This is a genomic window from Lysinibacillus sp. ZYM-1, from assembly GCF_001308875.1.
In the GTDB taxonomy this organism is placed as follows: Bacteria; Bacillota; Bacilli; order Bacillales_A; family Planococcaceae; genus Lysinibacillus.
This window is the reverse complement of sequence record NZ_KQ465107.1, coordinates 51,626-75,991: the sequence shown is the minus strand read 5'-3', so window position 1 is coordinate 75,991 and position 24,366 is coordinate 51,626. Positions and strand designations below refer to the sequence as shown.

The window sequence follows — 24,366 nt, the reverse complement described above, 5'->3', positions numbered from 1 at the left end:
TCTTAATTATATGAAAATTTAAAGGGGTTGGATGTTATGAAAGAAGAATTAGACCGTTTGAGGTCAAGATTAATGGAGATTTTTACGTATTTACACGCCAATCCGGAAATAAGCTGGCATGAGGTAGAAACAACCAATTATATAGTCGATTTATTAACACAGGAAGGGTTTTCACCTATTCGCTTTAAAAATTCCACAGGTCTTTATGTTGATGTGGGTCATGGTAGTCCCAAAGTGGGCTTACGAACAGATATAGACGCCCTATGGCAGGAGGTTGATGGCCATTTTCGTGCAAACCATTCGTGTGGACATGACGGACATATGACAATGGCTATTGGGGCACTCTTATTATTAAAAGAACAACAGCGATCATTTAACGGTACAATCCGTGTCATTTTCCAACCTGCTGAAGAAAAGGGGACAGGGGCATTAGCGGTCTTAGAAGAAGGCGTAATTGATGAACTCGACTATTTATTTGGTGTTCATTTAAGGCCTGTACATGAGCTAGAGGATGGTACATATTGTGCTGCCTTATATCACGGTGCTTCCCGTTTGCTTGAAGGGGAGATCATTGGAGAGGATGCTCATGCTGCAAGGCCACATCTTGGCACCAATGCAATCGAAGTAGGAGCTACCATTATTGAAGATTTACGAACCATTCATACAGATCCTATGGTACCTGTATCTGTTAAGATGACAAAGTTTCATGCAGGAGGAGAATCAGGCAATATCATACCTGGTAATGCCTCGTTTACGATTGATATTCGTGCGCAACAAAATAATGTTATGGATGATTTAGCGCAAGGGGTCAAACGTGTTATTGATTCTTCTAAGATGTTGCATAAGGTACAGATTGAATTACGAACTGTTGCTAATATCGTAGCTGCTGAAGTAGATACGAGTGCACAATATATTATGGAGCAGGCAATTATACAGGCTGCAGGATTATCTAATTTAAGGAAGCCAGTTCACACACCTGGTGGTGAGGATTTTCATCACTATGCTGTAAAACGGCCACATTTAAAAACAACTATGTTAGGTTTAGGCTGTGGGTTAACACCAGGATTACATCATCCCAAAATGAAGTTTAAACAAGCAAGACTTGTTACTGGAGTAGAGATTCTTACAAGAGCAGTCTTGTTAGCATTGGAGTCAGCACATACGAAGGAGGCGTCAGCATAATGTTAGAGAAAGTGCATATTCACAAAGTAATGACACCTATAGAAATTGCGGAAGTCCAAAAGTTGAATGCTGAAATATGGGGAAGCCAAGCAATCCCCTCCCACCAATTACTAGCAGCTGTACAAAATGGCGGATTAGTTTTAGGCGCTTATTTAGAAAAAAAGTTAATTGGCTTTAACTATTGCTTTGTGGGCTATCATGCTAGAGAAATATACTTACATTCACACATGATTGGTGTAAATAAAGCATATCGTGAACAAGGTGTAGGTGAGTTATTAAAGCACGCTCAACAAGAATATGCAAAAGAACACGGATTTCAGCTGGTTCGCTGGTTATTTGAACCGTTGGAGGCGAGTTTAGCTAATCTGGCATTTTTAAAGCTAAATGCAATCAGTTATCAATATGAAAATGATTATTATGGCGCTCTCCAAGACGACTTTAATGAAGGACTACCTTCGGATCGGATGGTTGTTGAGTGGTGGATAGAGCGTGAACAAATGGCAGATAGCATTGATGAACTAGAGGAGATTGCACAGGAAATTGTACCATGGACTCTGACTGTTGATGGATTACCTGTCTTGGATGTTGATAATGTATTTCAGATGGAACAATCCTTTCACGAGGATGCCTATCTATTACCGATTCCTCAATATTTGCAAAAAGTGAAAGTCGAGAGTCCAAAGCTTGCAGAGGACTGGCGTTATAAAATTAGGACGATCTTAACAACATTATTCAATCAAGATTATGCGATTGTACGCGTCAAGAAGCATCCAGAATATGTTCATAGCTATCTGTTAGTCAGACGCTCCTTATTAGCCATATAATAATTATAGGGAGTGAAAATTGTGAGATTAGATAAGATAACGTTAAGACATATTAAAATGCCGATGAAAGCACCATTTACAACGAGCTTTGGTACAATCGATGAAAAAGAGCTATTACTGATAGAAGCAAAAGATGAATCAGGGGTTATTGGTTGGGGAGAGACAGTTGCTTTTGTAGCGCCCTGGTATACAGAAGAGACTTTAAAGACGACATGGCATATGCTGAAGGATTTTTTAATACCCATCTTGTTACATAAAGAGATTGGGCATCCAGATGAGGTGACTTCATTGTTTGCTCCTATTCGAAGAAATTGCATGGCGAAAGCTTCAATAGAAGGAGCTGTATGGGATATTTATGCCCAGCAAACAAAGCAATCACTCGCACGGTCGTTAGGTGGACAAAGACAACGGATTGAAGTTGGAGTCAGTGTAGGTATCCAAGCATCAACAGCTCAATTAATAGAAGTGATACAAAGCCATATTGAGAAGGGCTACAAAAGGGTGAAAGTGAAAATAAAGCCTGGTTATGATGTAGAGGTGGTACGAGCCATCCGCTCAGTACTACCAGATTTACCTTTAATGGTAGATGCTAACTCTGCCTATACATTAAATGATATAGCAATATTACAGCAGCTTGATGATTACAAATTATTAATGGTTGAGCAACCATTAGCTACTGATGATATTGTCGATCATGCAACCCTACAAAAAAAAATAAAAACTCCTATTTGCCTAGATGAAAGTATCACGTCCTTTGAAGATGCTCGAAAGGCAATTGAGCTTGGGAGCTGCGGTGTGATCAATATTAAAATTGGTCGAGTTGGCGGTTTAACAGAAGCGAAACGGATTCATGACCTCTGTAAGGAGAATCATATTCCCGTTTGGTGTGGAGGTATGTTAGAGGCAGGAATCGGACGAGCTCATAATATTGCATTAACCTCACTAAGTAATTTTATATTGCCTGGAGATACGGCAGGGTCTAGTCATTATTGGTATGAAGATATTATTGTTCCAGAAGTCATTGTAAAAGATGGATATATCGATGTGCCTCAAGAAATTGGCATTGGCTATACACCTAATATGGCTGTTATTGAAAAGCTAACAATTAGCAAAGAAGTCTATCAATAAATAGTGGGTATAAATCATTTGCTATAAAGGAAAAAACGGGGAGAGAACTGATTGAAAAAAAGCTTGCAAATCGGCGGTGCCTATGTAGGAATTATCGTTGGTGCAGGATTTGCATCTGGACAGGAAATTGTTCTTTATTTTACAAGCTATGGCTTCAAAGGAGTCTATGGTGCCCTATTAGCTATGGTTGGTTTCTCTATTGTTGGTATGTGTGTAGCTCAAGTTAGCTCGAGATTACGCACTGTATCCCATAAGGATTTGATTTATCAAATTTCTGGAAATGCTGTTGGACTTGTATTAGATTATGTATTATCGCTGTTTTTATTTGGTGTAGCCGTTATTATGTTTGCTGGTGCGGGGGCAACATTGCAGCAAATGTTTGGACTCCCTATTTGGCTTGGAAGTATATGTATGATCTTGCTAACAATAGCCACAGTTATGATGGATGTTAAAAGTATTATTAATATTATTGCACTTGCGACCCCTTACTTATTAGCGATCGTATCTATCATTGCTATCTATGCCATTGCAACGATGGATCTTACCTTTGTCGAACAGGCTGTTATTGCTCAACAGGCACAAGTAAGTTCAAAAAGCTGGTGGGTGACTGCCCTGTTATATATGTCATTCAATATTGGGGTCAGTTTCTCATTATTAACAGTTATGTGTGGCTCGGTACGCAATGATAAGGTAGCTGGAATGGGGGGCATCATTGGCGGAGTTCTATTAGGTGCTTTAATTCTGTTAATTAATTTTTCCCTTCTTGCAAAAATGAATGTTGTTATTGGACTAGATATTCCTATGCTAGCATTAGCTAATGAAATTCATCCATTTGTTGGGCTATTAATGACATTTTCTCTACTAGGGATGATTTACAATACTGCAGTGGGAATGCTCTATTCATTCATGGTAAGGTTCTTTAAGCCTGATAGACCAAGCTTTAAAGTAGCGGTTATTTTTATAGGGAGTTTAGGCTTTTTAGCCAGTCTCGCTGGATTTACGACACTTGTGGCCAAGCTGTATGCGGTGATGGGTTATGTAGGACTGGTATTAATAATATTCATTATTTCAGCGTGGTTAAGAAGAGTGAAACGAATTATATAATTAATAAAAAATGGTAATTGAGACGAAGAAGTGTTCTCAATTACCATTTTGTTTGGATAAAAAAATTGTAGAAATAGTGAATTATTTAAAGTTGAAAATTTGCTGAAATTACTAATATTTCGTTAATTAGACACGTTTTTTAGATCTTTTTAAATAAAGCGAGAATAATTCTCATTTGCAGGTTGACTGAGAATCAAAACATGCTTATAATGGAAATCGTGAGTAATGATAATCATTTTCACTAGAGAATGCGTTACACACAAAAATGAAATCTACCGGGGATTACTATGAAAATAAGATATCTTTTAACAGCAACTGTTGTGTTGTCTATAGTGTCGCTATTTATCGGAGTAGTAGATATTAAACCAAGTGATCTTTTAGACTTCCAATCAGAAGAAACTAGGCTATTTTTAATTAGTCGTGTACCTAGACTTGTTGCCATCTTGCTAGCAGGCGCAGGTATGAGTATTGCTGGTTTAATTATGCAAAGCTTAAGTAGGAATAAATTCGTATCACCAACGACTGCTGGTACTTTAGATGCCACTCGACTGGGTGTATTGATTTCCATGATGTTTTTCACAAATGTCACGTATTTTCAAAAAATTTCCTTCGCTTTCATATTTGCTTTAGCCGGCACATTACTATTTATGCAAATATTAAACCGAATTAAGTTTAAAGATGCGATTTTTATACCGCTTATTGGCTTAATGTATGGTAATATCCTGTCTTCCGTAACAACGTTCTTTGCGTATAAGGCAAATATTATTCAAAACATTTCTGCATGGTTACAAGGAGATTTCTCATTAATCATGAAAGGCCGTTATGAACTGTTATACATAAGTGTACCAGTACTTATTTTAGCCTATATTTATGCCAATCGCTTTACAGTAGCCGGTATGGGTGAGGACTTTGCTAAAAATCTTGGCCTATCCTATAAATTTGTGGTGAATTTAGGCTTAGTATTGGTAGCCCTTATCTCCACAACAGTGGTGCTAACAGTCGGTGTCATTCCATTCCTAGGTTTAATCATACCGAATATTATTTCACTGTTTAAAGGTGATAATTTGGCAAAAACATTGCCGCATACAGCATTACTTGGTATGTCATTCTTATTATTCTGCGATATTTTAGGACGTGTACTGATATTCCCTTATGAGATACCAATTAGTATGACTGTTGGTGTAATTGGAAGTGCCATCTTCCTAGTTATGTTGTTTAGGGGGAGAGCATATGCGTAATCGTACAAGAATGTTCATTTTACTAGGTCTTGCCGTGATAGCTATCTTACTGTATCTGTTTTGGGGGTTAAATGGAAATTATCACTATGCTTTTCCTCGCCGTGTCATAAAAGTTGTAGCAATGGCGCTAACGGGTATAGCTATTGCCTATTCAACAGTGGTTTTCCAAACAATTACTCATAATCGGATTTTAACGCCAAGTGTCATGGGGCTAGATGCTTTGTACATGTTGATTCAAACGTGCATCTACTTTTTCTTTGGCTCTACGTCTATTTTAGTTATTAATATTTACTATAATTTTACGCTTGCTATTGTATCAATGATTGTATTCGCTTTAATTTTTTATCGAGTTTTGTTTAAAGAAGGAAAGCGACCAATTTATTTTTTACTACTTGTCGGTATGATTGTCGGTACGTTTTTAGGGAGTATCACAACATTCTTCCAAGTATTAATAGATCCTAATGAGTTTCTAGGTTTACAAAGTAAAATGTTTGCAAGTTTTAATAATGTCAACTCAGACTTAGTTTGGCTAGCTGGCGTTATCATTCTACTAACGTTTATATATGGTACTCGTCACATGAATCAACTAGACGTAATGTCTTTAGGACGAGATACAGCGATTAATTTAGGTGTGCCTTACGATAAGCTGGTACAGCGCATGTTAATTTTAGCTTCCATCTTGATTTCTGTTTCGACGGCGCTCGTTGGGCCTATTACATTCTTTGGTTTAATCGTTGCAAATTTATCGTATCAGTATTTTAAAACATACAAGCATTCCATCTTGATTGCCGGTTCTTGTGTAATGAGTATTATTGCTTTAATCGGTGGGCAGTGGATGGTTGAACGAGTATTCACTTTCAGTACTACACTTAGCGTCATCATTAATTTTGTGGGTGGGGTATACTTCATCTACTTATTATTAAGAGAAAGTAGGTCAGCAGGATGATACAAGTCAAAGAAATAACGAAGTTTTTTGGGAAAAAGCCTGTCGTTCAAGATGTAAGTGTTGACATTGTTTCAGGGAAAATTACTTCTTTCATTGGACCAAATGGTGCAGGGAAGTCCACACTACTTTCAATGGTGAGCCGTTTGCTAAATGCTGATACTGGCGAAGTGCTACTCGATAAAGCGGATGTAAGAAGCTGGAAATCAGATGATTTTGCTAAGCGAGTATCGATATTAAAGCAATCTAACTTTATGAATGTCCGTCTAACGATTCGTGAGCTCGTATCCTTTGGTCGATTTCCTTATTCAAAAGGGAATCTAAAACCTGAAGATGAAGTAAAAGTTGACGAAGCTATTCAATATATGAATTTAGAAGATCTTCAACATAATTACTTAGATGAACTATCAGGCGGTCAACGTCAGCGTGCTTTTATCGCAATGGTGATTGCACAGGATACAGAATATATCTTACTGGACGAGCCGTTGAATAATTTAGATATGAAACATTCCGTTCAGATTATGAAGATATTACGTAAGCTAGTGGATGAGTTAGGGAAAACAGTAGTAATTGTATTGCATGATATTAATTTTGCTTCTGTATACTCAGATAATATTGTGGCATTGAAAGATGGGCGTGTAGTTAAAAACGGTCCTACAAATGACATTATTAACTCAGATGCATTGAAGGAAATCTATGATATGGATATCCCTGTTCAAGAACAGGATGGCTGTCGAATTTGTGTTTATTTTAATTCGTAAAAATAGTCACCGTTGGATCAACCATCAATTGACTATCAAATAAATTATTTAAAGGAGATTTCACAATGAAGAAATGGAAATTACTTACGGTATTAATGGCAATGATGCTATTAGTATTAGCTGCTTGCGGTTCAAAAGACGAAGCAAAAGAAGAAGATAAAGGGACTTCAACTGACAAACCAGCTGAAGAACAAAAAGGGGAGTCTTCAGCATACCCACTAACTATCCCAGGTAGCACAATTGAAGGTCGTGATGGTAACACTACGTTTGAAGAAGTAAAGCTTGACAAGATCCCAGAAAAAGTTGTTGTTTTTGATAATGGTTTCTTAGATACTTTAGATGCTCTTGGTGTTAATCCTACTGCGGTAGTACAAGATTCATTACCATCTTACTTAAGCAAATTTAAAGATAGCACTTATGTAAATGCTGGTACATTATTCGAGCCTGCTTATGAAAAGTTATCTGAAATCAACCCAGATATTATTTTCATCTCTGGTCGTGCATCAGCTGCCTATGCTGAATTATCTAAAATTGCACCAACAGTTTACATTGGAGTAGATAACAAAAACTTCTTAGAATCTTTCAAAGTTAATACAGAATTAGCGGGTAAAATTTTTGGTAAAGAAAAAGAAGCTGCAGATGCAATCGCTGCATATGAAGCAAAAGTAGAAGAAGTAAAAGGTAAAGCAACTGCATCAGATGAAAAAGCTTTAATCGTATTAGGTAGTGAAGGTGCATTATCAGCTTATGGTTCTGGTTCACGTTTCGGTGTAATTCATGATGTGTTTGGTGTGAAAGCTGCTGATGAAAAGGTTAAAGTTGGAACACATGGTGATAATGTAAGTTTTGAATATGTACGTGATACAAATCCTGATATTTTATTTGTAGTTGACCGTGATGCAGTAGTAAATGAAAACGGCGAGTCAGGTACTAAAGGTGCGATTGAAAACGAAATCGTAAGTGCAACAAATGCTGTGAAAAACGGTAAAGTATTCTACCTAGATCCAGAAGTTTGGTACCTTTCAGGTGGCGGTTTACAATCTGAAACATTAAAAGTTGAAGATGTATTAAAGGCGTTTAACTAATATGTTTGTACAAATTAAACGTATCGTTGTGACGGAAGGTAATTCGGATAAGGTTGTGGAACGTTTTGGTGCTAAGCCAGACGGCCCATCATTACTTGAACAACAACCTGGTTATATTGATAAACAGGTACTTGTAAAAAAAGTTCGACGCGGTGATGAAGAAGTGCTAGTGATGGTTCGTTGGGAATCAGAAGAAGCATGGAAAAATTGGGAGAAGAGTCCTGAGCATATTGCCGGCCATAAGGCAAGCGCAGGTAAGCCAAAGCCTGATCATATCATTGAAAGCGGACAAGAAGTTTATTATGTAAAAGGTTAATAACAAAAAGGTGCCTCAATCACTTGAGGCACCTTTTTGTTATACATAAAAGCAGATAACGATGGATTGAAGAAGGGATACCATCGTTAATCTGCTTATTCAAATTAATGTTTAATCGGTGTTTTTATCGATCCACTAAATGTAGCATCCATATTAAAAGATATGGTGCTTTCATTAATAGACAGTCCTGTGATGCTCGTATTCTCATCTAGTTTATGTGTGATAGATGAGTTTGTCGCCATTGCTAGCCCTCTTGCATTAATAATAGTGTGATGAGCCATCATGTAAATTGTGGGCGACTCTATATTTAATCCAAAGGTTAATGGATTGATGGCTGTCATGCTTGATAAGTTGTCGTTTGAAATTTTTATAATACCATATTGCTCAATATATTGATCTCTTTTTTGTTGGAATGTATCTTCAAATCCAGGAATATCACTGATTAAATTTGAAAAGGTTGCAAGGTTTTTATAGACGGTTAATGTTTCTTGATAAGCTTTTAACTCAGATTGAATAATAATTTGTTCAATTTGTAGTTGCTCCTTTGTGGGCCTTTTAATTGTAATTTCTTCAGCTGAGACAGAGATATTACATGAAAAAGTAGCCGTAAGTATGAAAACAGTTTCGTTTAATCCATTTTTCATTTTTAAAACACTCCCAGTACAAAAGAATTCATGTTCATCAATCTATCTGACAATGAATAGATCATTTTCATAAGCGTAACATCTCTCAGGACACCATTTCAATGGTGAGTTTACGCCACTTTTATGGCGGTACCTGGTTCTCTACCGCCATTTTTTTAGTATTTTTTAACAAAAAAATGGCGTGATTTGAATAAATAACGCCACTTTTTGGCGGGCGACATCATTATACAGGAATTAATGGTATTAAATGTATTTTATAATGGTATTACTAGTATTATTTCCCACTAATCTATATAATATCTAGTAACATATTAGAAGGGAAAGAGGACTATTGAATGGTTTGGATGAGCGTATTAATGAATCATTGGACATTCTTATAGAAAATGAAACATTTCTTGGTCAAGAGTTAAAATACCTGTTAAAAAGCTTCAAAGAAGAAAAAGCATCCGTAGGTTTTTCCTTTGGAAAGTTATGCTATTGGCATTATGAAGCGTTTTCAGATAGCATAAATGATGACATTTACAAAGTAGCTGCGGCAGTTGAACTCTTAATATTGTCATTTGATATTATCGATGATCTACAGGATAAGGATTCAGACAATAGTTGGAGCAGAACACCAGAACTATCTTTAAATGTTGCCCTAGCTATGCTGATCATGGCTTCAAAAACAATTGATGAATCTTCCTTTGAACATAAAAGAGCTGCTATAACACTACTTGAGGAATATGCATTAAAAAGTATAAGTGGTCAACAATTAGACTTGCTAAATAATTGCCGTGATGAAGATTCCTATGTACAAATGATTACGCTTAAATCAGGTTCCTTAACAGCGATGAGTTGTTTAATTGGAGAGATGCTTGCCAAAGGGGAAGTAACCAAAGAAGTAGAGGCATATGGGAAGTACATAGGCATTATCCAGCAAATTAAAAACGATATCCAAAGTTTGAAAGCATGGGGTCCAAAAAATGACCTATTAAATAAAAGGTTTTCCTTGCCAATCATTTATCTTTTATCACAGCAAAATGATATTTCAAAATCTGTAGCGAACTATTATAATGATGATATAGTTACAGTTTTGGATAATAATGAAACCGAAAACGAGTTGACAAATGGCGGGGCAATACGCTATGCAGTTACTGTAAAAAATGTCTATAAGTTTAAAGCATTGAATTATCTTGAAAATGTAGCTATAAGTGAGTTAGGTAAAGAATACCTGCAAAAACTAATAAGATGATGAGGAGAGATTAGAATGATTAATGTAATCCAGTATTTAGAACAAAACCCTAGCCTAGTAGCACTGTTAAAGGAACAAAAAGCCTCATTAATTGGAGTCTCATCTGTAGAACAAAATGCGATCTTAGAAGCATTTAGCGGTGAAATGAATGTAGAAAGTGATATTTGGAACTAAAAACATTGCGTAGTAAGATATTTTGGCCCGCTATAATTCTTTATTTAATTATTGGTGTTTATCTTAATTATGTGAATTATAGCGCGCCTTATATACAAATAGGGGTAGAGGAAGAGAATGATAGCTGGGTTATTTCTCAACTTTATTATAAAGACTGGGCAGAGGAGCAAAATATAGCTATTGGTGATACCATTCTATCCGTAAATAATGGACCACTTAATGAATTCAATCAGCTGAAGTATAAATCTATAATTTTATCAGCTAATGCATTAACCATTATGAAATCCGATGGAAATCTAATTCATATACATATTAAGCATTTAGACATCCCTCAGCAACTTATTTATATATTAATTATTCCAGCTAGTTATTATTTATTAACGTTATTTATTGCGTTTTATTTACATTTCAAACCAAGAAATACGAAGTTAGCGGACCTTCTTATTCTTTTTATGTTAACTGTTTCATTGGCTTATGTAAGCAGTGGTGTCTCTGGTAGGATGGATGCGATTGGTATTATCATAAATCGTAGCAGTATGGTCTTATGTTTAGTCTTATTATTACACTTTTTAAGAAACTATTATTCATTTGTGAAAACAAATTGGGTATTTACGAATAACATCAAACTTTTTTATCTACTTCCCTTACTTGCTTTTATACTAGGTTGTATTGGCATAATTTATCCTGCATCTAATGATATACTTTCAAATTTTGTGTTAATATTTTTCTTTTTTCTTCTGATCATAATCCTAGGTATTTTATTAATAAGCTATTTCAAATATAGCTCACCTCAGTTGAAAATTTTATTGAATAGTATAATGATTCCGTTTTTACCATTTCTTTTTTTATATGTACTTCCAAAAATCCTTTTTCATACGTATATCCTTTCAGCTGAGATTAGCTCCTTATTTTTATTACTTATACCTTTTAGCTTTATTTTTACACAATTAGCAGAACGGTTATTTGATATCGAGTATCATATTACAAGATTGCGCTATTATGTTATTTTTTCATTGATATTTACCTTATGGTTTACAGTTGGACTGTACTTCATTGCAGGTCATTACTTAAAAATAACTGTTATGTCAGGCTTGTCCTTTTTTACATTTTCTTCATTAGTGATACTCTTTTATATAAAAGAAAAGGTTGATTATCGAAAGAGGAAAATACTATTTTCAACAAAAGGTGATTATATTCATCAGCTCTATACGGCTGTAGATAAAATTGGGAAAACCATTAAAATTAATGAGCTTTTAGAGAAATTTGCTTATGAGGTTTCTGTCCATCTGGAGTTAGAGGATGTTTTTGTGTTAACTTATAATTATGATACGAATGAATTCCTTACAAATAGTGGGGAGAAAATCATGATACATCCCGAAACAATGGATGATATAAGATTAGGAGAAATACGAAAGATTGACAAAGTTTATTTAGCATTTCTCCATCAGGATGCACATTATAAAAGAGCATTAGTGCTTGGACATAACAATACTATTCATTTAAAAGATGAGGAGCTCCTATGGCTCGAGTTGCTCCTATTGTATGTAAATAATTTTATTGAAAATACAAAGATGGTGGAAGAGCTGCTAGAGGAACTAAAACATATGAAGCAAGCTGATGACGGTCAATTGCCGTGGCTAAACAAGCTATTATGGTTGAGGTTTGAAGAAGAAAAATACCAGTTAGCTCAAGAGTTACACGACACCAATTTGCAGGAACAACTTCATATTGCAAGAGAGGTGGATGTTCTCGTTAATGCAAAGGATACGACAGAAACTCAGGAGAAGCTTGCAAAAATTCATAAACAAATGGTTGCTTCTTTACATGAATTACGATCATACTGTGAGAATCTAAAACCTCCATTACTAGATACATTAGGTTTAAATGCTGCATTAGAAAAGTTAATTCGAAAGGTGCAAGAAAGAGCTAACTTTTTTTTAATTTATTCAATAGATCGTCTGTATCTAGAAGATGAGCGCATGAATTTAATGATTTATCGATTATTTCAGGAGCTACTAAATAATGCTTTAAAACATTCCTATGCAACAGCCGTTGAAATCCATCTAAAGGAAAAGAATGATGGCTTTGAAATCATTTATAGTGACGATGGTGTAGGGTGTGATGTAGAGGATATTATCGTAGCAGAATCAATGGGCATCCGAGGTATGCAGGAGCGTGTAAAAGCATTTAATGGTCATTTTTATATTGACTCACATGTAAATCAAGGGATGTCTATCAGAATAACGATTAAAGAAGGGAGTGAAACACATGATTACGATGCTCATAGTGGATGATCACCCTATAGTTTTAGAGGGAACTAAAAATTTATTTCAAGAAAATGAAGATATCATTATTGATACAGAAAGTGATGCCACTTGTGTCATTCAAAGAATAAAAAATAAGCCATACGATATTTACCTGATAGATATCAATATGCCATTGGAGAATGGCATTAATTTAGCCCGTAATATTAAAGCCATTCAATCAAATGCTTCGGTTATCCTTTATACAGGTGACGATATAACGGACTATTACCCTCTTATTTTAGAGAGGAAAATAGAAGGTATTCTAGCTAAAACAGCCTCTAAAGGGCAAATCATACGGACAGTTAGGGCGATTGCAAATGGTGAATTTGTTTTACCGAAAAATTTCTTAGATTTTCTGGATGATAAATTTAAACTGCAAAATGCTAAAGATATTCATTTAAATGAAAAAGAAAAGAAAATTTTAAGACTTATTGCAGACGGTCATACGAATAAAGCAATCGCGATTGAACTGAATATTCCTCAGCGCACTACCGAGAGATATTTAACACAACTCTTTTCTTTGCTAAATGTAGATTCACGAACAGAGGCTGTGAATCTAGCTGAAAGAATGAATTTACTCTAAGAAAATTCTATGCTATACTGTTGGTATATTTTTCAATTAAAAGGGTTCTATATGGGATTTTTACTTCTATTATAATACTATGTAAAAAGGTACCTTATTCCTATGCTAAAAATACTACAAAAAAGTTTAGACACCGCCAAAAAAATGGCGGTGTTTTTTTGTGACCGCCAAATCACGCCATAATTTCGCGTGAATCACGCCAAAAAATTGGCGTAAACCCGAAGTTGAAATATCGGTATAAGTACTGGTACGCTTAAATTAATCGTGGTTAAGTAGATTTGCTATAGTGTGTAATAATACAAAAGATTTCATCAAAATAAGTGGCCTGACTATCTAAAAATAAAGTAGATTTTAGAATGGTTACTAGCAGTCAATATACTTCACCATAAAACTTTATAAAGGTAGGCGTGTATTGTGAAAGTAGAACTTGAAAATTTGTTTTCTATAGATGAATCTAGTCAAGATCAAGTGATTAACATGTATAATCGTCATGGTATTGCTATTGGTGCGCCTGAAATTAGAAAGAGAAATTTAAAAACAAAATTTAATCCTATTTTTACATTAAATGAAGATGTAACATATGAGCAAGTAACGGCCTTGTATGAATCATTAGAACGTGAATTTGGCATTGTTTCAATAGGAGAACGTTTCTATTTTGAATTTTCTGATTTAGAATATGAACGGGCACCATTATTTACTTTAAATTCAACAGGAAATTCACCAGAAATGTTTTTAGAGGATAAAGGTACATTATTTACATTAAGTACGCATTGTAAGAATTGTGGGCTTATGGATAAAGAGCAATTATCCCCTATAGTTATAGATACTTCTGAAATGAATGGACGTCATTTAGTTCATGTAAGTGGGTATTGGGTAGCCTCTGAGGAACTGGTTGCATTAATGAAAAATGAGAACCTAGAAGGTTTTGAATTTCTAGAGGTGATTCACCATGGACCTGAACAAGGTAAACAACCAGCTTATCAAATTATCCCTACACAAGTCCTACCTACATGTAGTCAGGATAGAGTGAAATTATACTTTGCAACTGAACAACCTCCATGCAGCTGTGGTTTAAATGGAGTTATCAAGGGGCCAGATATTTATCACCAAGGAGATTTAGCAAGGTTAAAAGGGGATGTCTTTTACTCCGCAGAATATAGTCATGATGGAAGATATCTTTATAGAAAAACTTTGTTTAGTAAAAGATTTAGAGAGGTCATCATAAAACATGGTATCTCCCGTGAAGTAAGGGGAGAAAAGGACCAAAACTTTGGTCCGAAGGATTGGTTATTTGATCCGGTGCTCATTAAATAATAAATGTGGGGCATTGATATTAAAAGGATAAGGGAGTGTTTATGATATTTAGAAAAATACTACCTATAGTGGCCATTTTATTCAGCGTTGCATTAGTTGTCTCTAATTTATTATTACAAGCCTAATGAAGAATCCGTGATTGCCATTCGAGAATGTAAGGATGTATTTATGAAAATTAAAGCTTCTCTTCCTCTAGTTCGGACATAATTATGTTATGATGTGAAGATCATGGCAGTATGTTTTTGAGGTGAAAGAATGAAAAAATGGGCATATCCATTGGCAATCATTACACTAATTATATTTATTGTTTTAAGGTTTACTTATCAAAGTGATTGGATGAATAAGTTTGATGCAAAAATGGCAGAAGCCTTTTTGGGGAATCAATTTATTGAAATCTTTCATTATATAGGTGAACCTATATTTGTTGTTATTGTAGCGGTAATTTTAATCGTGTATTTAGCGTGGAAGATAAAAAACTATCGAGGTATGTTATTTATTGTTTTAACTTTTGCAGCAGGGAATGTGTTAAATCAAGTACTAAAGAAATGGGTTCAACGAGCACGACCCGAAATCGAGGATCAATTAACATCTTATAGCTTTCCATCTGGACATGCTATGACTGGTATTTTGTACTTGTTCGCAACTGCGTATATATTAGCTGAAAATAATAGTAAAGGCCGTAAAATCCTATTGTGGCTTGGTGCAACGATACTAATGGTGCTTATAGGGTTATCACGTATTGCTGGCGCTAGACACTTTGCTACGGATGTACTCGCAGGTTGGAGCATGGGATATACCTGGTTCATCATTTGTGCCATCTGGTATGAACGACGCAAAAAATCATTCCACTCGAATTATAAATAGTTAATGGGAGCAGTATCAAAAATCATGTGAATTGATACTGCTTTTTTGTGTGCCATTGATTAAGTAAATAAAGTGTGATATTTACCTTGTAAAAAAGAATTGCTCTTAGGAAACTTCTACGTTAAGATGAGTACAATAAAAAAAAGGGAAAAGGAAGAAGGGTATGGACGGAAACGTTTTACTGGCATTTGGGTTGACTCTTTTTGCAGGGCTTGCAACGGGAGTAGGTAGTTTAATAGCATTTTTTACTTCACGAACAAATACAAAATTTTTATCGATTGCATTGGGTTTTTCGGCAGGCGTTATGATTTATGTCTCTCTTGTTGAAATTTTCGTTAAGGCTAAAGATGCTTTAACCAATGCACTAGGCACTACGAATGGTTATTGGATGACAATTGTCGGATTCTTTGGGGGTATGCTATTTATTGCTTTAATCGATAAATTCATCCCAAAATCAACAAATCCACATGAAGTAAAGCTAGTGGAAGATGTGAATGCTGTAAAGCCCCAGGTTAATGAAGAACATTTGATGAAGATGGGTGTTTTTACGGCTCTCGCTATTGGAATCCACAATTTCCCTGAGGGTATTGCTACGTTTATGTCAGCTATTAATGACCCAAATGTAGGTATTGCCATTGCCATAGCAGTAGCAATTCATAATATTCCAGAGGGGATAGCAGTGTCTGTCCCAATTTTCTTTGCAACGGGCAATCGTAAAAAGGCTTTTAAACTATCATTTTTATCGGGGTTAGCAGAGCCCGTCGGAGCATTAGTAGCATATTTACTCCTTATGCCATTTTTAACTGATGTTATGTTTGGAATTATTTTTGCCGGAGTAGCAGGAATAATGGTCTTTATTTCATTGGACGAATTATTACCAGCGGCACAGAGGTATGATGAAACCCATTTATCGATGTATGGTTTGGTAGGGGGAATGGCTGTCATGGCCATCAGCCTAGTATTATTAATGTAAGTAATATAAGAAAGGGAGCCATTTCGAAAAGTGGTTCCCTTTTTTGTGCTCTACATTAAATTGTAGGTACTGCACTTTTAGATTTCATCAGTTCTTGCACAATCTTTAGGCAGTCATGGAATGTGGCAAATGGTTTATATGAAACTTGAAGTTCTTCACAGCGCTGAATAAGGTGATCTCTAGCAAGAACAATATCAGCTTGTTTAGCAGCTTCAAAATCTGAAAGAGAATCACCGATAACAATTTTAAAATGATCTTCTTTTGCCACTTTTCGCATCACGCTAGGCTTGCAGCAGCCACAGCCTTGAGTGCTATATTTTGTGCATTCCTCATCACAGCTATTTGGATAGATTAGTTTAATTTGTTCGCCGGAAAAATCAGCTTTATTACAGTAAATACCTGATAATGGACCGTATTTTTCTACTAAAGGCTCAATAAAAAAATCGACCCCTCCACTTACAATATAAAATGGAATGTCGTTATCTTGAGCATATCGAACAAAATCTCCAAATCCTTCACGGATTACAGCTGTATCCATAAGATATTGAATGACTTCATCTTTTTGTTGAGTAGAAAGTAGATGGAACATAGCAGAGAGCCCATCTTTAAATGAAATTGTTTGCTCCATCATGGCTTGGGCAATTTTCTCAGATTCTTCAGGTACAAATTCCGTCATCAGTGAAAAGATATTATCAGTTTCTGTTATCGTGCCATCGAAATCACAGAATATAATTGGTTTCAAGATAGTTCCTCCTTAGAAAAGCGCGTATTCTAGTTGTCTATGCTAGGTGTTTTAAATGTTAAATCCTATACTTCTATAATATTAGTTTTATCCTTACTTGCTTTCAAGAAAAAACGCCTACTATTATAGTAGACGTTTCATATAGTCATGCACTTGTACACCGTGTTCATCGGCTTTTGTTAAAATCACTTGATGCTTAGGGAACTGATTTTTCATGGACTTAACGAAATCAGCAGCAATAGCAGAAGGGATGATAGAAATCAATGTAGGGCCAGCTCCACTTAAAGCCGTACCATATGCTCCATTCGCCTTTGCAACTGTACGAATTTCGGTATACTTGGGAATTAGCTTTGCACGAAACGGTTCATGGAATAAATCTACCTCCATATAACGACCAGCACGCTGAAAATCACGTGCCATTAATGAAGCAGCTAACATATTAGCATTTGCAGAAGCATGAACAGCATAGGCTCGGTTAAATTGCTCTGGTAATACAGAACGGGATTCACTCGTTTTTAATTCGACGTCTGGTACATACACAACAAAGGATGCATCAATTTCATTAATATGAAAAGTATCAACTATACCATTATCATCCATCGATGAAATGGTTAAGCCCCCTAAGACAGAAGCGGTTGCGTTATCTGGGTGTCCTTCAATTTGCGAAGATAAATTGAGTTTGTCTTGGACCGTTAAGCCAAGCTCGCATACTTGATTGGCAAGTTCAATACCAGCAACTATCACAGCAGCACTGCTTCCGAGACCCCTTGCTAATGGTAATTCACTAGCCATCTCCACACGACAAGCGGGCAATTGTTGGCCATATTGATCAGCAATTTTTTTCGCAATTACGTATAGTAAATGATCTTCAAGCTCAAACTCTTTAGGACCGTTATCATCGAGATGGATAATATCCCATGTATCTTGTAAAGTAACTGTTAACTTTAAGTATAGAGACAAGCCGAGTCCTATGGAATCAAAGCCGGGTCCTAGATTGGCTGTGCTTCCAGGAACTGAGATTTGCCACATTTTACTCATAGTACGCCCTCGATATATTCACGAATTTCATTTTCGTCATTTTTAAGAGAAACTACTTCTACTGTGGATACATCCATGGCTGTATCAGGATCTTTTAGTCCATTACCTGTAAAGATGGTAACTACTTTTGAACCCTTGTGAATTTTTCCGTTTGCCACAGATTTAATAACACCTGCTAATGAAGCAGCAGACCCTGGTTCTACGAAAATACCTTCTGTATTTGCAATTAATTTATAGGCAGCTATGATTTCATCATCTGTCACGGAGTCGATAATGCCCCCAGATTCATCTCGAGCTGCTTCTGCCAACTTCCAACTAGCTGGATTACCTATTCTAATAGCAGTGGCAACCGTCTCTGGATTTGCAATAGGCTCACCCTTGACAATCGCTGCTGCTCCTTCTGCTTCAAAGCCATACATCTTTGGTAGACCAGAATCTTTGGCTGCGTGGTACTCCTTAAAGCCCTTCCAGTAAGCAGTAATATTCCCTGCATTACCAACTGGGATGCATAGATAATCAGGAGCTGAACCAAGGGCATCTACAATTTCAAATGATGCAGTTTTTTGACCCTCAATGCGGTATGGGTTTACTGAGTTTACAAGTGCGACAGGCGTTGTTTCGCTTACTTGGCGAACAATACTTAAAGCATCATCAAAGTTACCGTCAATTTCAATGATTTTTGCACCATACATAGTTGCTTGTGCAAGCTTACCAAGAGCAACTTTTCCTTTAGGGATAACAACGATTGATTGAATACCAGCTCGTGTAGCATAAGCGGCTGCAGCAGCAGAAGTATTTCCTGTTGAGGCGCAAATTACGCACTTACTACCATCTTCAATAGCTTTAGCAACAGCGAACACCATACCTCGGTCTTTAAAGGAGCCAGTTGGGTTTGCACCCTCGATTTTACCGTAAAGCTCAATTCCTAGTTTTTTAGATAAATTCACTAAATGTATAAGAGGCGTATTGCCTTCGTTTAAAGTTAATGCGGGTGTATTTTCTGTTACAGGTAAAAATTGTTTATATTCTTCAATAAGGCCTTTCCACATAACGTTACGATCTCCTTTTGTTCTCATAGAAAGAACATTTGTTTTTGTATAAAAGACATTTTAACGCAAATCACACTATTATTTCAATAGCATTTCATAAATTGTCGAAACAATTCGGTAATTTGATTTTTACTTGTCACTTTCTTGAAACAACTGTATAGTAATCTTGTAATGTAAAGTCAAGTGTAAAGACAGGTGGTTGAAATGACGACAAATACTGTAGGAACAAATAAATCTCAGCAAACCATTTCTAGAAATAGACTATTGGGTGTAGCAGGGGTTGGGTGGCTCTTCGATGCAATGGATGTTGGTATATTATCGTTTGTCATTGCAGCATTGGCAGCAGATTGGGGACTAACACCAGGTCAATCAGGCTGGATTGGTAGTATTAACTCAATCGGAATGGCTGTAGGAGCGCTTGTATTCGGTGTTTTTGCCGATAAAGTGGGGCGAAAGCAAATTTTTATGTGGACACTTGTCCTGTTTTCCATTGCTAGTGGTTTATCCGCTTTTACGACTACATTAACAGCATTTTTAATGCTACGTTTTTTAGTAGGAATGGGTCTGGGTGGTGAATTACCTGTTGCATCAACGCTAGTGTCTGAAAGTGTGGCAGCAAAGGAAAGAGGACGTGTCGTTGTTTTATTGGAAAGCTTTTGGGCAGCTGGATGGTTAATTGCTGCATTGATTTCCTATTTTGTTATTCCAACGTGGGGTTGGCGAGTAGCGTTAATTTTAACAGCACTACCAGCATTTTATGCGATTTATCTTCGCTGGCATCTGCCAGATTCACCACAGTTTTCGGTGAAGGAAGAAGCTAAAACACGTAGTATCATTCAAAATATGAAAGAAGTTTGGTCAAAAAAATATGCTCGTTCCACATTTATGCTTTGGGTGTTGTGGTTTACAGTTGTATTTTCGTATTACGGTATGTTTTTGTGGCTTCCGAGTGTCATGGTAGGTAAGGGTTTTGATATGATTACCAGCTTTAAATATGTTCTGATCATGACATTAGCACAATTGCCAGGCTATTTTACTGCTGCATGGTTTATTGAAAGATTTGGACGGAAATTTGTGCTAGTTTCCTATCTAATTGGTACAGCAGTGAGTGCTTTCATTTTCGGGAATGCTGAAACACTTGTAATTCTATTGTTGTCAGGCATGTTTTTATCTTTCTTTAACTTAGGTGCATGGGGAGCATTATATGCTTATACACCTGAGCAATATCCTTCCATTATTCGTGGTACTGGTGCAGGGATGGCAGCAGCTGCTGGACGAATCGGTGGCATTTTCGGACCGCTGCTAGTTGGCTTTTTATTAACAGCTGGTTATGATATAGGCTTTATCTTTTCCATTTTCTGTGGAGCCATTATTATTGGTGTTGTGGGCGTCATCTTCCTTGGGAAGGAAACGAAGCAGCTAGAATTAGAATAAAAATAAAAAAATGTCCTGGATAAGCGTCATCGATCCGGGACATTTTTTGTCTTTAGTAGCTAGTAAAATACATAAAAATTAGTATTTATGTATTTTTATTCAATTAGACTGGTGGATTTGGTAAAATGACAATTCAACATAAAAAAAGTAAAAGGTCAATCAAATTGATATATTAGCAGGTTAATGCGCTGAAGATTTTTCAGAAAAGTCATTGTATTCAAATTGCAATCATGATAATGTATTTTTAATCGAATTTTGAGTAAGTAGGAAACAATCTCCCATTCGTGATAAGGTCATTGAAAGAAAGGTTGTTAGGAATGAGCATTCATGAGGATATAAAGAAAAGGTTTGTAAGGCTGTCGAAGGGGCAGCGGAAAGTAGCACAATTTGTAATGGATAATCCTACTACGGTAATTGCTAATGGAGCAGCAGAAGTAGGCAGACTGGCTAATGTAAGCGAATCAACAGTTATTCGCTTTTGTTATGCCATGGATTTATCGGGATATGTTGAACTGCAAGAAGAAATAAGAGGGTATATAATCTCTCAAGATGCAGGAGCAAATCTACAATCTACCTATACTGTAAAAAAGCTGACTAATTCCAGCTTTAGCAGGGTTATGCAACGAGATAGCCAAAATATCCAGGAAACAATTCAATTAATTAATGATCAACAAATTCAAAAAAGTTCAACATGGATGCATGAGGCAGATAGTATCTATATTCTAGGTACTCGTCAGGCTGCATCTGTAGCGAATTGGTTATCCAACACATTAAAGACACTACGTTCTAATATTAAGCAGCTTCGTTTAGATTCAGATGAAGTACTGAATCAAATTAATAGCATGGGTGAGCATACGACTTTAATTGTTTTATCCTTTGATCAACAGTTGATGGAAATTCAAACGATTGTTGAAATTGCCAAGATGAAGAAGGTAAAGATTATTGCTATCACAGGAACTGCATTTTCACCAATTCGAGAATATGCTAGTACATTGTTTGTTCTTGGAACAAAAAATCAGTCTTCGCTAGATATTGTGCCAGTTTTGTTTTCTTTCTTGCATGCTTTATTGGAGGAAATGATCAGTCAAAACAAGGAGCAATATGAAAAATATCAACAATCTTATGAACAAGTAGATAGTAATGTATTATTCCTAGATACAGCTAGAATGAAACAGGTATTTTAGTGTCAACGCATAGAGAAGTGGAACAACACTTTTCTATGCGTTTTTTGGTAGTCAATGTATATAAAAAGATGTCCAAATACGATTTAGACATCTAGGAAAAGTGAATTATAGAATTTTACTGAAGCTATACTCATTAACGTAAGTATCATTTAATTTAATAGCATTTTGTCGAATGCCTTCTTGTTTAAAGCCTATTTTCGAAAATAGATGTAAAGCAACATTGTTATGCTCCATAACAGATAATTCTAAACGAGATATGTCATGTTGTTTAGACCAACTTTCCACAGCCTTCATCAGTGCAGAGCCAATGCCTTTTTGTTGGTATTCTTCCTTCACAGCTAAATGAACAGAGGCAACATGTCTAGCTTTCAATTGCTTATATCCATGTACAACTGCATAACCTGCGAAAATACCATTTAATACACAAAGTAATACTGTACGGTTTTTTAGCTGTTTCCAATAGGTTAAATTTTTACGAAGTTGTTGGACGGTTAGATCTAATTCATTTTGAACATTGTACATGAAGTCTGTTTGTTGAAAAATTTCTTCCTGTAAAAGAATGAATGATCTAGCATCAGACGCTTCAATCCCCCGAATTATGTATGCAGATGGGTTCTCTTCATTTTTTGAAGGACTGTTTTCAATAGACTTTGTTTGCGTGCGTGAGAACGTTACACTAGTACCTAGTTTAACATCAATGACATAATAATCTGCATTTGTCCATGACAAATAGTGTGATAGAGGGGGCTTTGTTTTTTTCCACCAGCTCTTATTTAAGTAGGCGGCGTTCGGTAACGCTTGTCCCATAATGTTTTCTAATTCACTAAAGGATAAAGTAATTTCTTGTTGTAAAGCTACTTCAAAATAATTCGCTAAAGGAATGTACTTTTTTTCCATCTTCTTTGTCATCGTAATCCTCATTTCCTGAATATCCAAAAATATAGACTATCTGATAATAGCATAAAATTATGCTTACTTAAATATGAAAACCCAACTAATTATCTATATAAACTAAATAATAATAAAAAAAGATGCATTTTTACTATCTAATGTTAAAAATAGGATGGTAAGAATAGATAATTATAAAGAGGGGTTGGATGCACTAAGTATACATAAATGACAATTTGAGGGATTTGTAATGTGTAATTTATATTTGTAAAGTTGGTTATTGGTAGTGTGAAGTTATTATTGTATATTATATGAAATAGGATGGTTTACTTAATGTTTCAAATTATCATTTGTTAGTCCATAAGGTATGATAAAATAAAAGATAAATGTAAGGTCATTTTAGGAGGAATAAATTCAATGAGTAAAGTATTAGTCTTTGGACATAAAAATCCAGATACAGACACAATCACGTCTGCAATTGTATATGCCTATTTAAAGCAACAAATTGGGGAAGAAGCAGAGGCTGTACGTCTTGGAGATGTTAATAACGAAACACAATTTGCTTTAGATAAATTTAGCTTTGAAGCGCCACGTTTGATCTCATCTGTAGTTGGGGAAGCGGACAAAGTTATTCTAGTAGACCACAATGAATTCCAACAATCAGCTGATGGTATTGAGGAAGTGCAAATTGCAGAGGTAATTGATCACCACCGCATTGCCAACTTCCAAACAGCTGATCCACTCTATTATCGTGCAGAACCAGTAGGCTGTACAGCTACTATTCTAAAGAAAATTTTTAACGAAAACGGTGTGGAAATACCAGCAAACATTGCTGGCTTAATGTTATCCGCAATCGTTTCTGATACATTACTATTCAAATCACCAACTTGCACGGAACAAGATGTAAAAGCAGGCGAAGAGCTAGCGAAAATTGCTGATGTAAATGCTGAAGAATATGGATTAGCAATGCTAAAAGCAGGTGCTGATCTATCTGATAAATCTTTAGAAGATCTATTATCGTTAGATGCGAAGGAATTCCAATTCGGTGAGTACAAATCTGTTGTTGCACAAGTAAATGCTGTGGATATTAATGATGTACTAAATCGACAAGAGGAATTAGAGATCTTATTAAACAAAAATGTTGCTGAAAACGGTTTAGATTTATTCTTTTTCGTTGTGACAGATATTTTAAACAACGATTCTACAGCTGTAGCAATTGGACAAGTAGCAAAAGCGGCGGCAAAAGGATTCGGTGCTGAGCTTATTAACAACCGAGTTGTGTTACCAGGCGTTGTTTCTCGTAAAAAACAAATTGTACCAGTTTTAACAGAAGTGCTAAAATAATTTGAAAGAGGTTG

Annotated in this window: 24 protein-coding genes; 19 read left to right on the top strand and 5 right to left on the bottom strand. The window is 35.8% G+C overall.

The genetic code is table 11. The features are described from left to right. Positions 1–36: 36 nt before the first annotated feature. The 9 genes from AO843_RS01905 (at position 37) to AO843_RS01865 (ending at position 8,581) form a co-directional block, all read left to right on the top strand. Complete coding sequence (locus AO843_RS01905) at positions 37–1,182, top strand: M20 peptidase aminoacylase family protein (protein WP_054609463.1); 1,146 nt, start codon at positions 37–39, stop codon at positions 1,180–1,182. After that, positions 1,182–2,006, top strand: a complete 825-nt coding sequence (locus AO843_RS01900) for a GNAT family N-acetyltransferase (RefSeq protein WP_054609462.1) — start codon at positions 1,182–1,184, stop codon at positions 2,004–2,006. The genes AO843_RS01905 and AO843_RS01900 overlap by 1 nt, the downstream gene beginning before the upstream one ends. A gap of 21 nt (positions 2,007–2,027) precedes the next feature. Continuing rightward, positions 2,028–3,134: an o-succinylbenzoate synthase gene (menC, locus tag AO843_RS01895; protein WP_054609461.1), complete on the top strand. Its 1,107-nt coding sequence runs from the start codon at positions 2,028–2,030 to the stop codon at positions 3,132–3,134. 51 nt (positions 3,135–3,185) lie between these two features. Further along, a complete protein-coding gene (locus AO843_RS01890) occupies positions 3,186–4,238 on the top strand; it encodes a YkvI family membrane protein (protein ID WP_054609460.1) in 1,053 nt (350 codons plus the stop codon). A gap of 287 nt (positions 4,239–4,525) precedes the next feature. Next, positions 4,526–5,476: an ABC transporter permease gene (locus AO843_RS01885; RefSeq protein WP_025117536.1), complete on the top strand. Its 951-nt coding sequence runs from the start codon at positions 4,526–4,528 to the stop codon at positions 5,474–5,476. Then, positions 5,469–6,422, top strand: coding sequence for an iron chelate uptake ABC transporter family permease subunit (locus AO843_RS01880; RefSeq protein WP_054609459.1), 954 nt, complete (start codon positions 5,469–5,471; stop codon positions 6,420–6,422). Before AO843_RS01885 ends, AO843_RS01880 begins: the two co-directional genes overlap by 8 nt. After that, complete coding sequence (locus tag AO843_RS01875; protein ID WP_054609458.1) at positions 6,419–7,180, top strand: iron ABC transporter ATP-binding protein; 762 nt, start codon at positions 6,419–6,421, stop codon at positions 7,178–7,180. The genes AO843_RS01880 and AO843_RS01875 overlap by 4 nt, the downstream gene beginning before the upstream one ends. Before the next feature lie 65 nt (positions 7,181–7,245). Beyond that, complete coding sequence (locus tag AO843_RS01870; RefSeq protein ID WP_054609457.1) at positions 7,246–8,265, top strand: siderophore ABC transporter substrate-binding protein; 1,020 nt, start codon at positions 7,246–7,248, stop codon at positions 8,263–8,265. A 1-nt stretch (position 8,266) separates the two neighbouring features. Further along, a complete protein-coding gene (locus AO843_RS01865; protein WP_054609456.1) occupies positions 8,267–8,581 on the top strand; it encodes an antibiotic biosynthesis monooxygenase family protein in 315 nt (104 codons plus the stop codon). A 104-nt stretch (positions 8,582–8,685) separates the two neighbouring features. Here the strand turns inward: AO843_RS01865 and AO843_RS01860 are convergent, their stop codons facing one another. Next, positions 8,686–9,225, bottom strand: coding sequence for a hypothetical protein (locus AO843_RS01860; RefSeq protein ID WP_054609455.1), 540 nt, complete (start codon positions 9,223–9,225; stop codon positions 8,686–8,688). Between the two features lie 331 nt (positions 9,226–9,556). Between AO843_RS01860 and AO843_RS01855 the strand changes: the two genes are divergently transcribed. The 7 genes from AO843_RS01855 (at position 9,557) to zupT (ending at position 16,673) form a co-directional block, all read left to right on the top strand. Beyond that, positions 9,557–10,459 (top strand): polyprenyl synthetase family protein, encoded by a 903-nt coding sequence (locus AO843_RS01855; protein ID WP_156313924.1) that lies wholly within the window; start codon positions 9,557–9,559, stop codon positions 10,457–10,459. A 15-nt stretch (positions 10,460–10,474) separates the two neighbouring features. Then, positions 10,475–10,633, top strand: a complete 159-nt coding sequence (gene comX, locus AO843_RS01850) for a competence pheromone ComX (RefSeq protein WP_054609454.1) — start codon at positions 10,475–10,477, stop codon at positions 10,631–10,633. A gap of 71 nt (positions 10,634–10,704) precedes the next feature. Beyond that, the gene (locus tag AO843_RS01845; RefSeq protein ID WP_231630048.1) at positions 10,705–12,927 is read left to right on the top strand and encodes a sensor histidine kinase; all 2,223 of its coding nucleotides are present in this window, start codon (positions 10,705–10,707) and stop codon (positions 12,925–12,927) included. Then, a complete protein-coding gene (locus tag AO843_RS01840) occupies positions 12,902–13,522 on the top strand; it encodes a response regulator transcription factor (RefSeq protein ID WP_054609453.1) in 621 nt (206 codons plus the stop codon). Before AO843_RS01845 ends, AO843_RS01840 begins: the two co-directional genes overlap by 26 nt. Positions 13,523–13,936: 414 nt before the next feature. Then, positions 13,937–14,836: a hypothetical protein gene (locus tag AO843_RS01835; protein ID WP_054609452.1), complete on the top strand. Its 900-nt coding sequence runs from the start codon at positions 13,937–13,939 to the stop codon at positions 14,834–14,836. A gap of 255 nt (positions 14,837–15,091) precedes the next feature. Further along, the gene (locus tag AO843_RS01830; RefSeq protein ID WP_054609451.1) at positions 15,092–15,700 is read left to right on the top strand and encodes a phosphatase PAP2 family protein; all 609 of its coding nucleotides are present in this window, start codon (positions 15,092–15,094) and stop codon (positions 15,698–15,700) included. A gap of 163 nt (positions 15,701–15,863) precedes the next feature. After that, entirely contained in the window at positions 15,864–16,673 is an 810-nt protein-coding gene (zupT, locus tag AO843_RS01825; protein WP_054609450.1) for a zinc transporter ZupT, read from the top strand. Positions 16,674–16,728: 55 nt separating this feature from the next. Here the strand turns inward: zupT and AO843_RS01820 are convergent, their stop codons facing one another. From AO843_RS01820 to thrC, 3 genes are all read right to left on the bottom strand, one after another. Continuing rightward, positions 16,729–17,415: a 2-hydroxy-3-keto-5-methylthiopentenyl-1-phosphate phosphatase gene (locus AO843_RS01820; protein WP_054609449.1), complete on the bottom strand. Its 687-nt coding sequence runs from the start codon at positions 17,413–17,415 to the stop codon at positions 16,729–16,731. Positions 17,416–17,538: 123 nt separating this feature from the next. Continuing rightward, positions 17,539–18,453, bottom strand: coding sequence for a homoserine kinase (gene thrB, locus AO843_RS01815; protein ID WP_054609448.1), 915 nt, complete (start codon positions 18,451–18,453; stop codon positions 17,539–17,541). Then, complete coding sequence (thrC, locus tag AO843_RS01810; protein ID WP_054609447.1) at positions 18,450–19,502, bottom strand: threonine synthase; 1,053 nt, start codon at positions 19,500–19,502, stop codon at positions 18,450–18,452. Before thrC ends, thrB begins: the two co-directional genes overlap by 4 nt. Positions 19,503–19,706: 204 nt before the next feature. On the opposite strand from thrC, the gene AO843_RS01805 reads away from it, so the two are divergent. Together AO843_RS01805 and AO843_RS01800 are read left to right on the top strand one after the other, a co-directional pair. Next, positions 19,707–20,936 (top strand): MFS transporter, encoded by a 1,230-nt coding sequence (locus AO843_RS01805; RefSeq protein WP_054609446.1) that lies wholly within the window; start codon positions 19,707–19,709, stop codon positions 20,934–20,936. Between the two features lie 317 nt (positions 20,937–21,253). After that, the gene (locus AO843_RS01800) at positions 21,254–22,120 is read left to right on the top strand and encodes a MurR/RpiR family transcriptional regulator (RefSeq protein ID WP_054609445.1); all 867 of its coding nucleotides are present in this window, start codon (positions 21,254–21,256) and stop codon (positions 22,118–22,120) included. Positions 22,121–22,225: 105 nt separating this feature from the next. Here the strand turns inward: AO843_RS01800 and AO843_RS01795 are convergent, their stop codons facing one another. Then, entirely contained in the window at positions 22,226–23,029 is an 804-nt protein-coding gene (locus AO843_RS01795) for a GNAT family N-acetyltransferase (protein WP_231630047.1), read from the bottom strand. Between the two features lie 396 nt (positions 23,030–23,425). Here AO843_RS01795 and AO843_RS01790 point away from each other — a divergent pair, with 396 nt between their 5' ends. Beyond that, positions 23,426–24,352, top strand: a complete 927-nt coding sequence (locus tag AO843_RS01790) for a manganese-dependent inorganic pyrophosphatase (protein WP_054609443.1) — start codon at positions 23,426–23,428, stop codon at positions 24,350–24,352. The last annotated feature ends 14 nt before the right edge of the window (positions 24,353–24,366 follow it).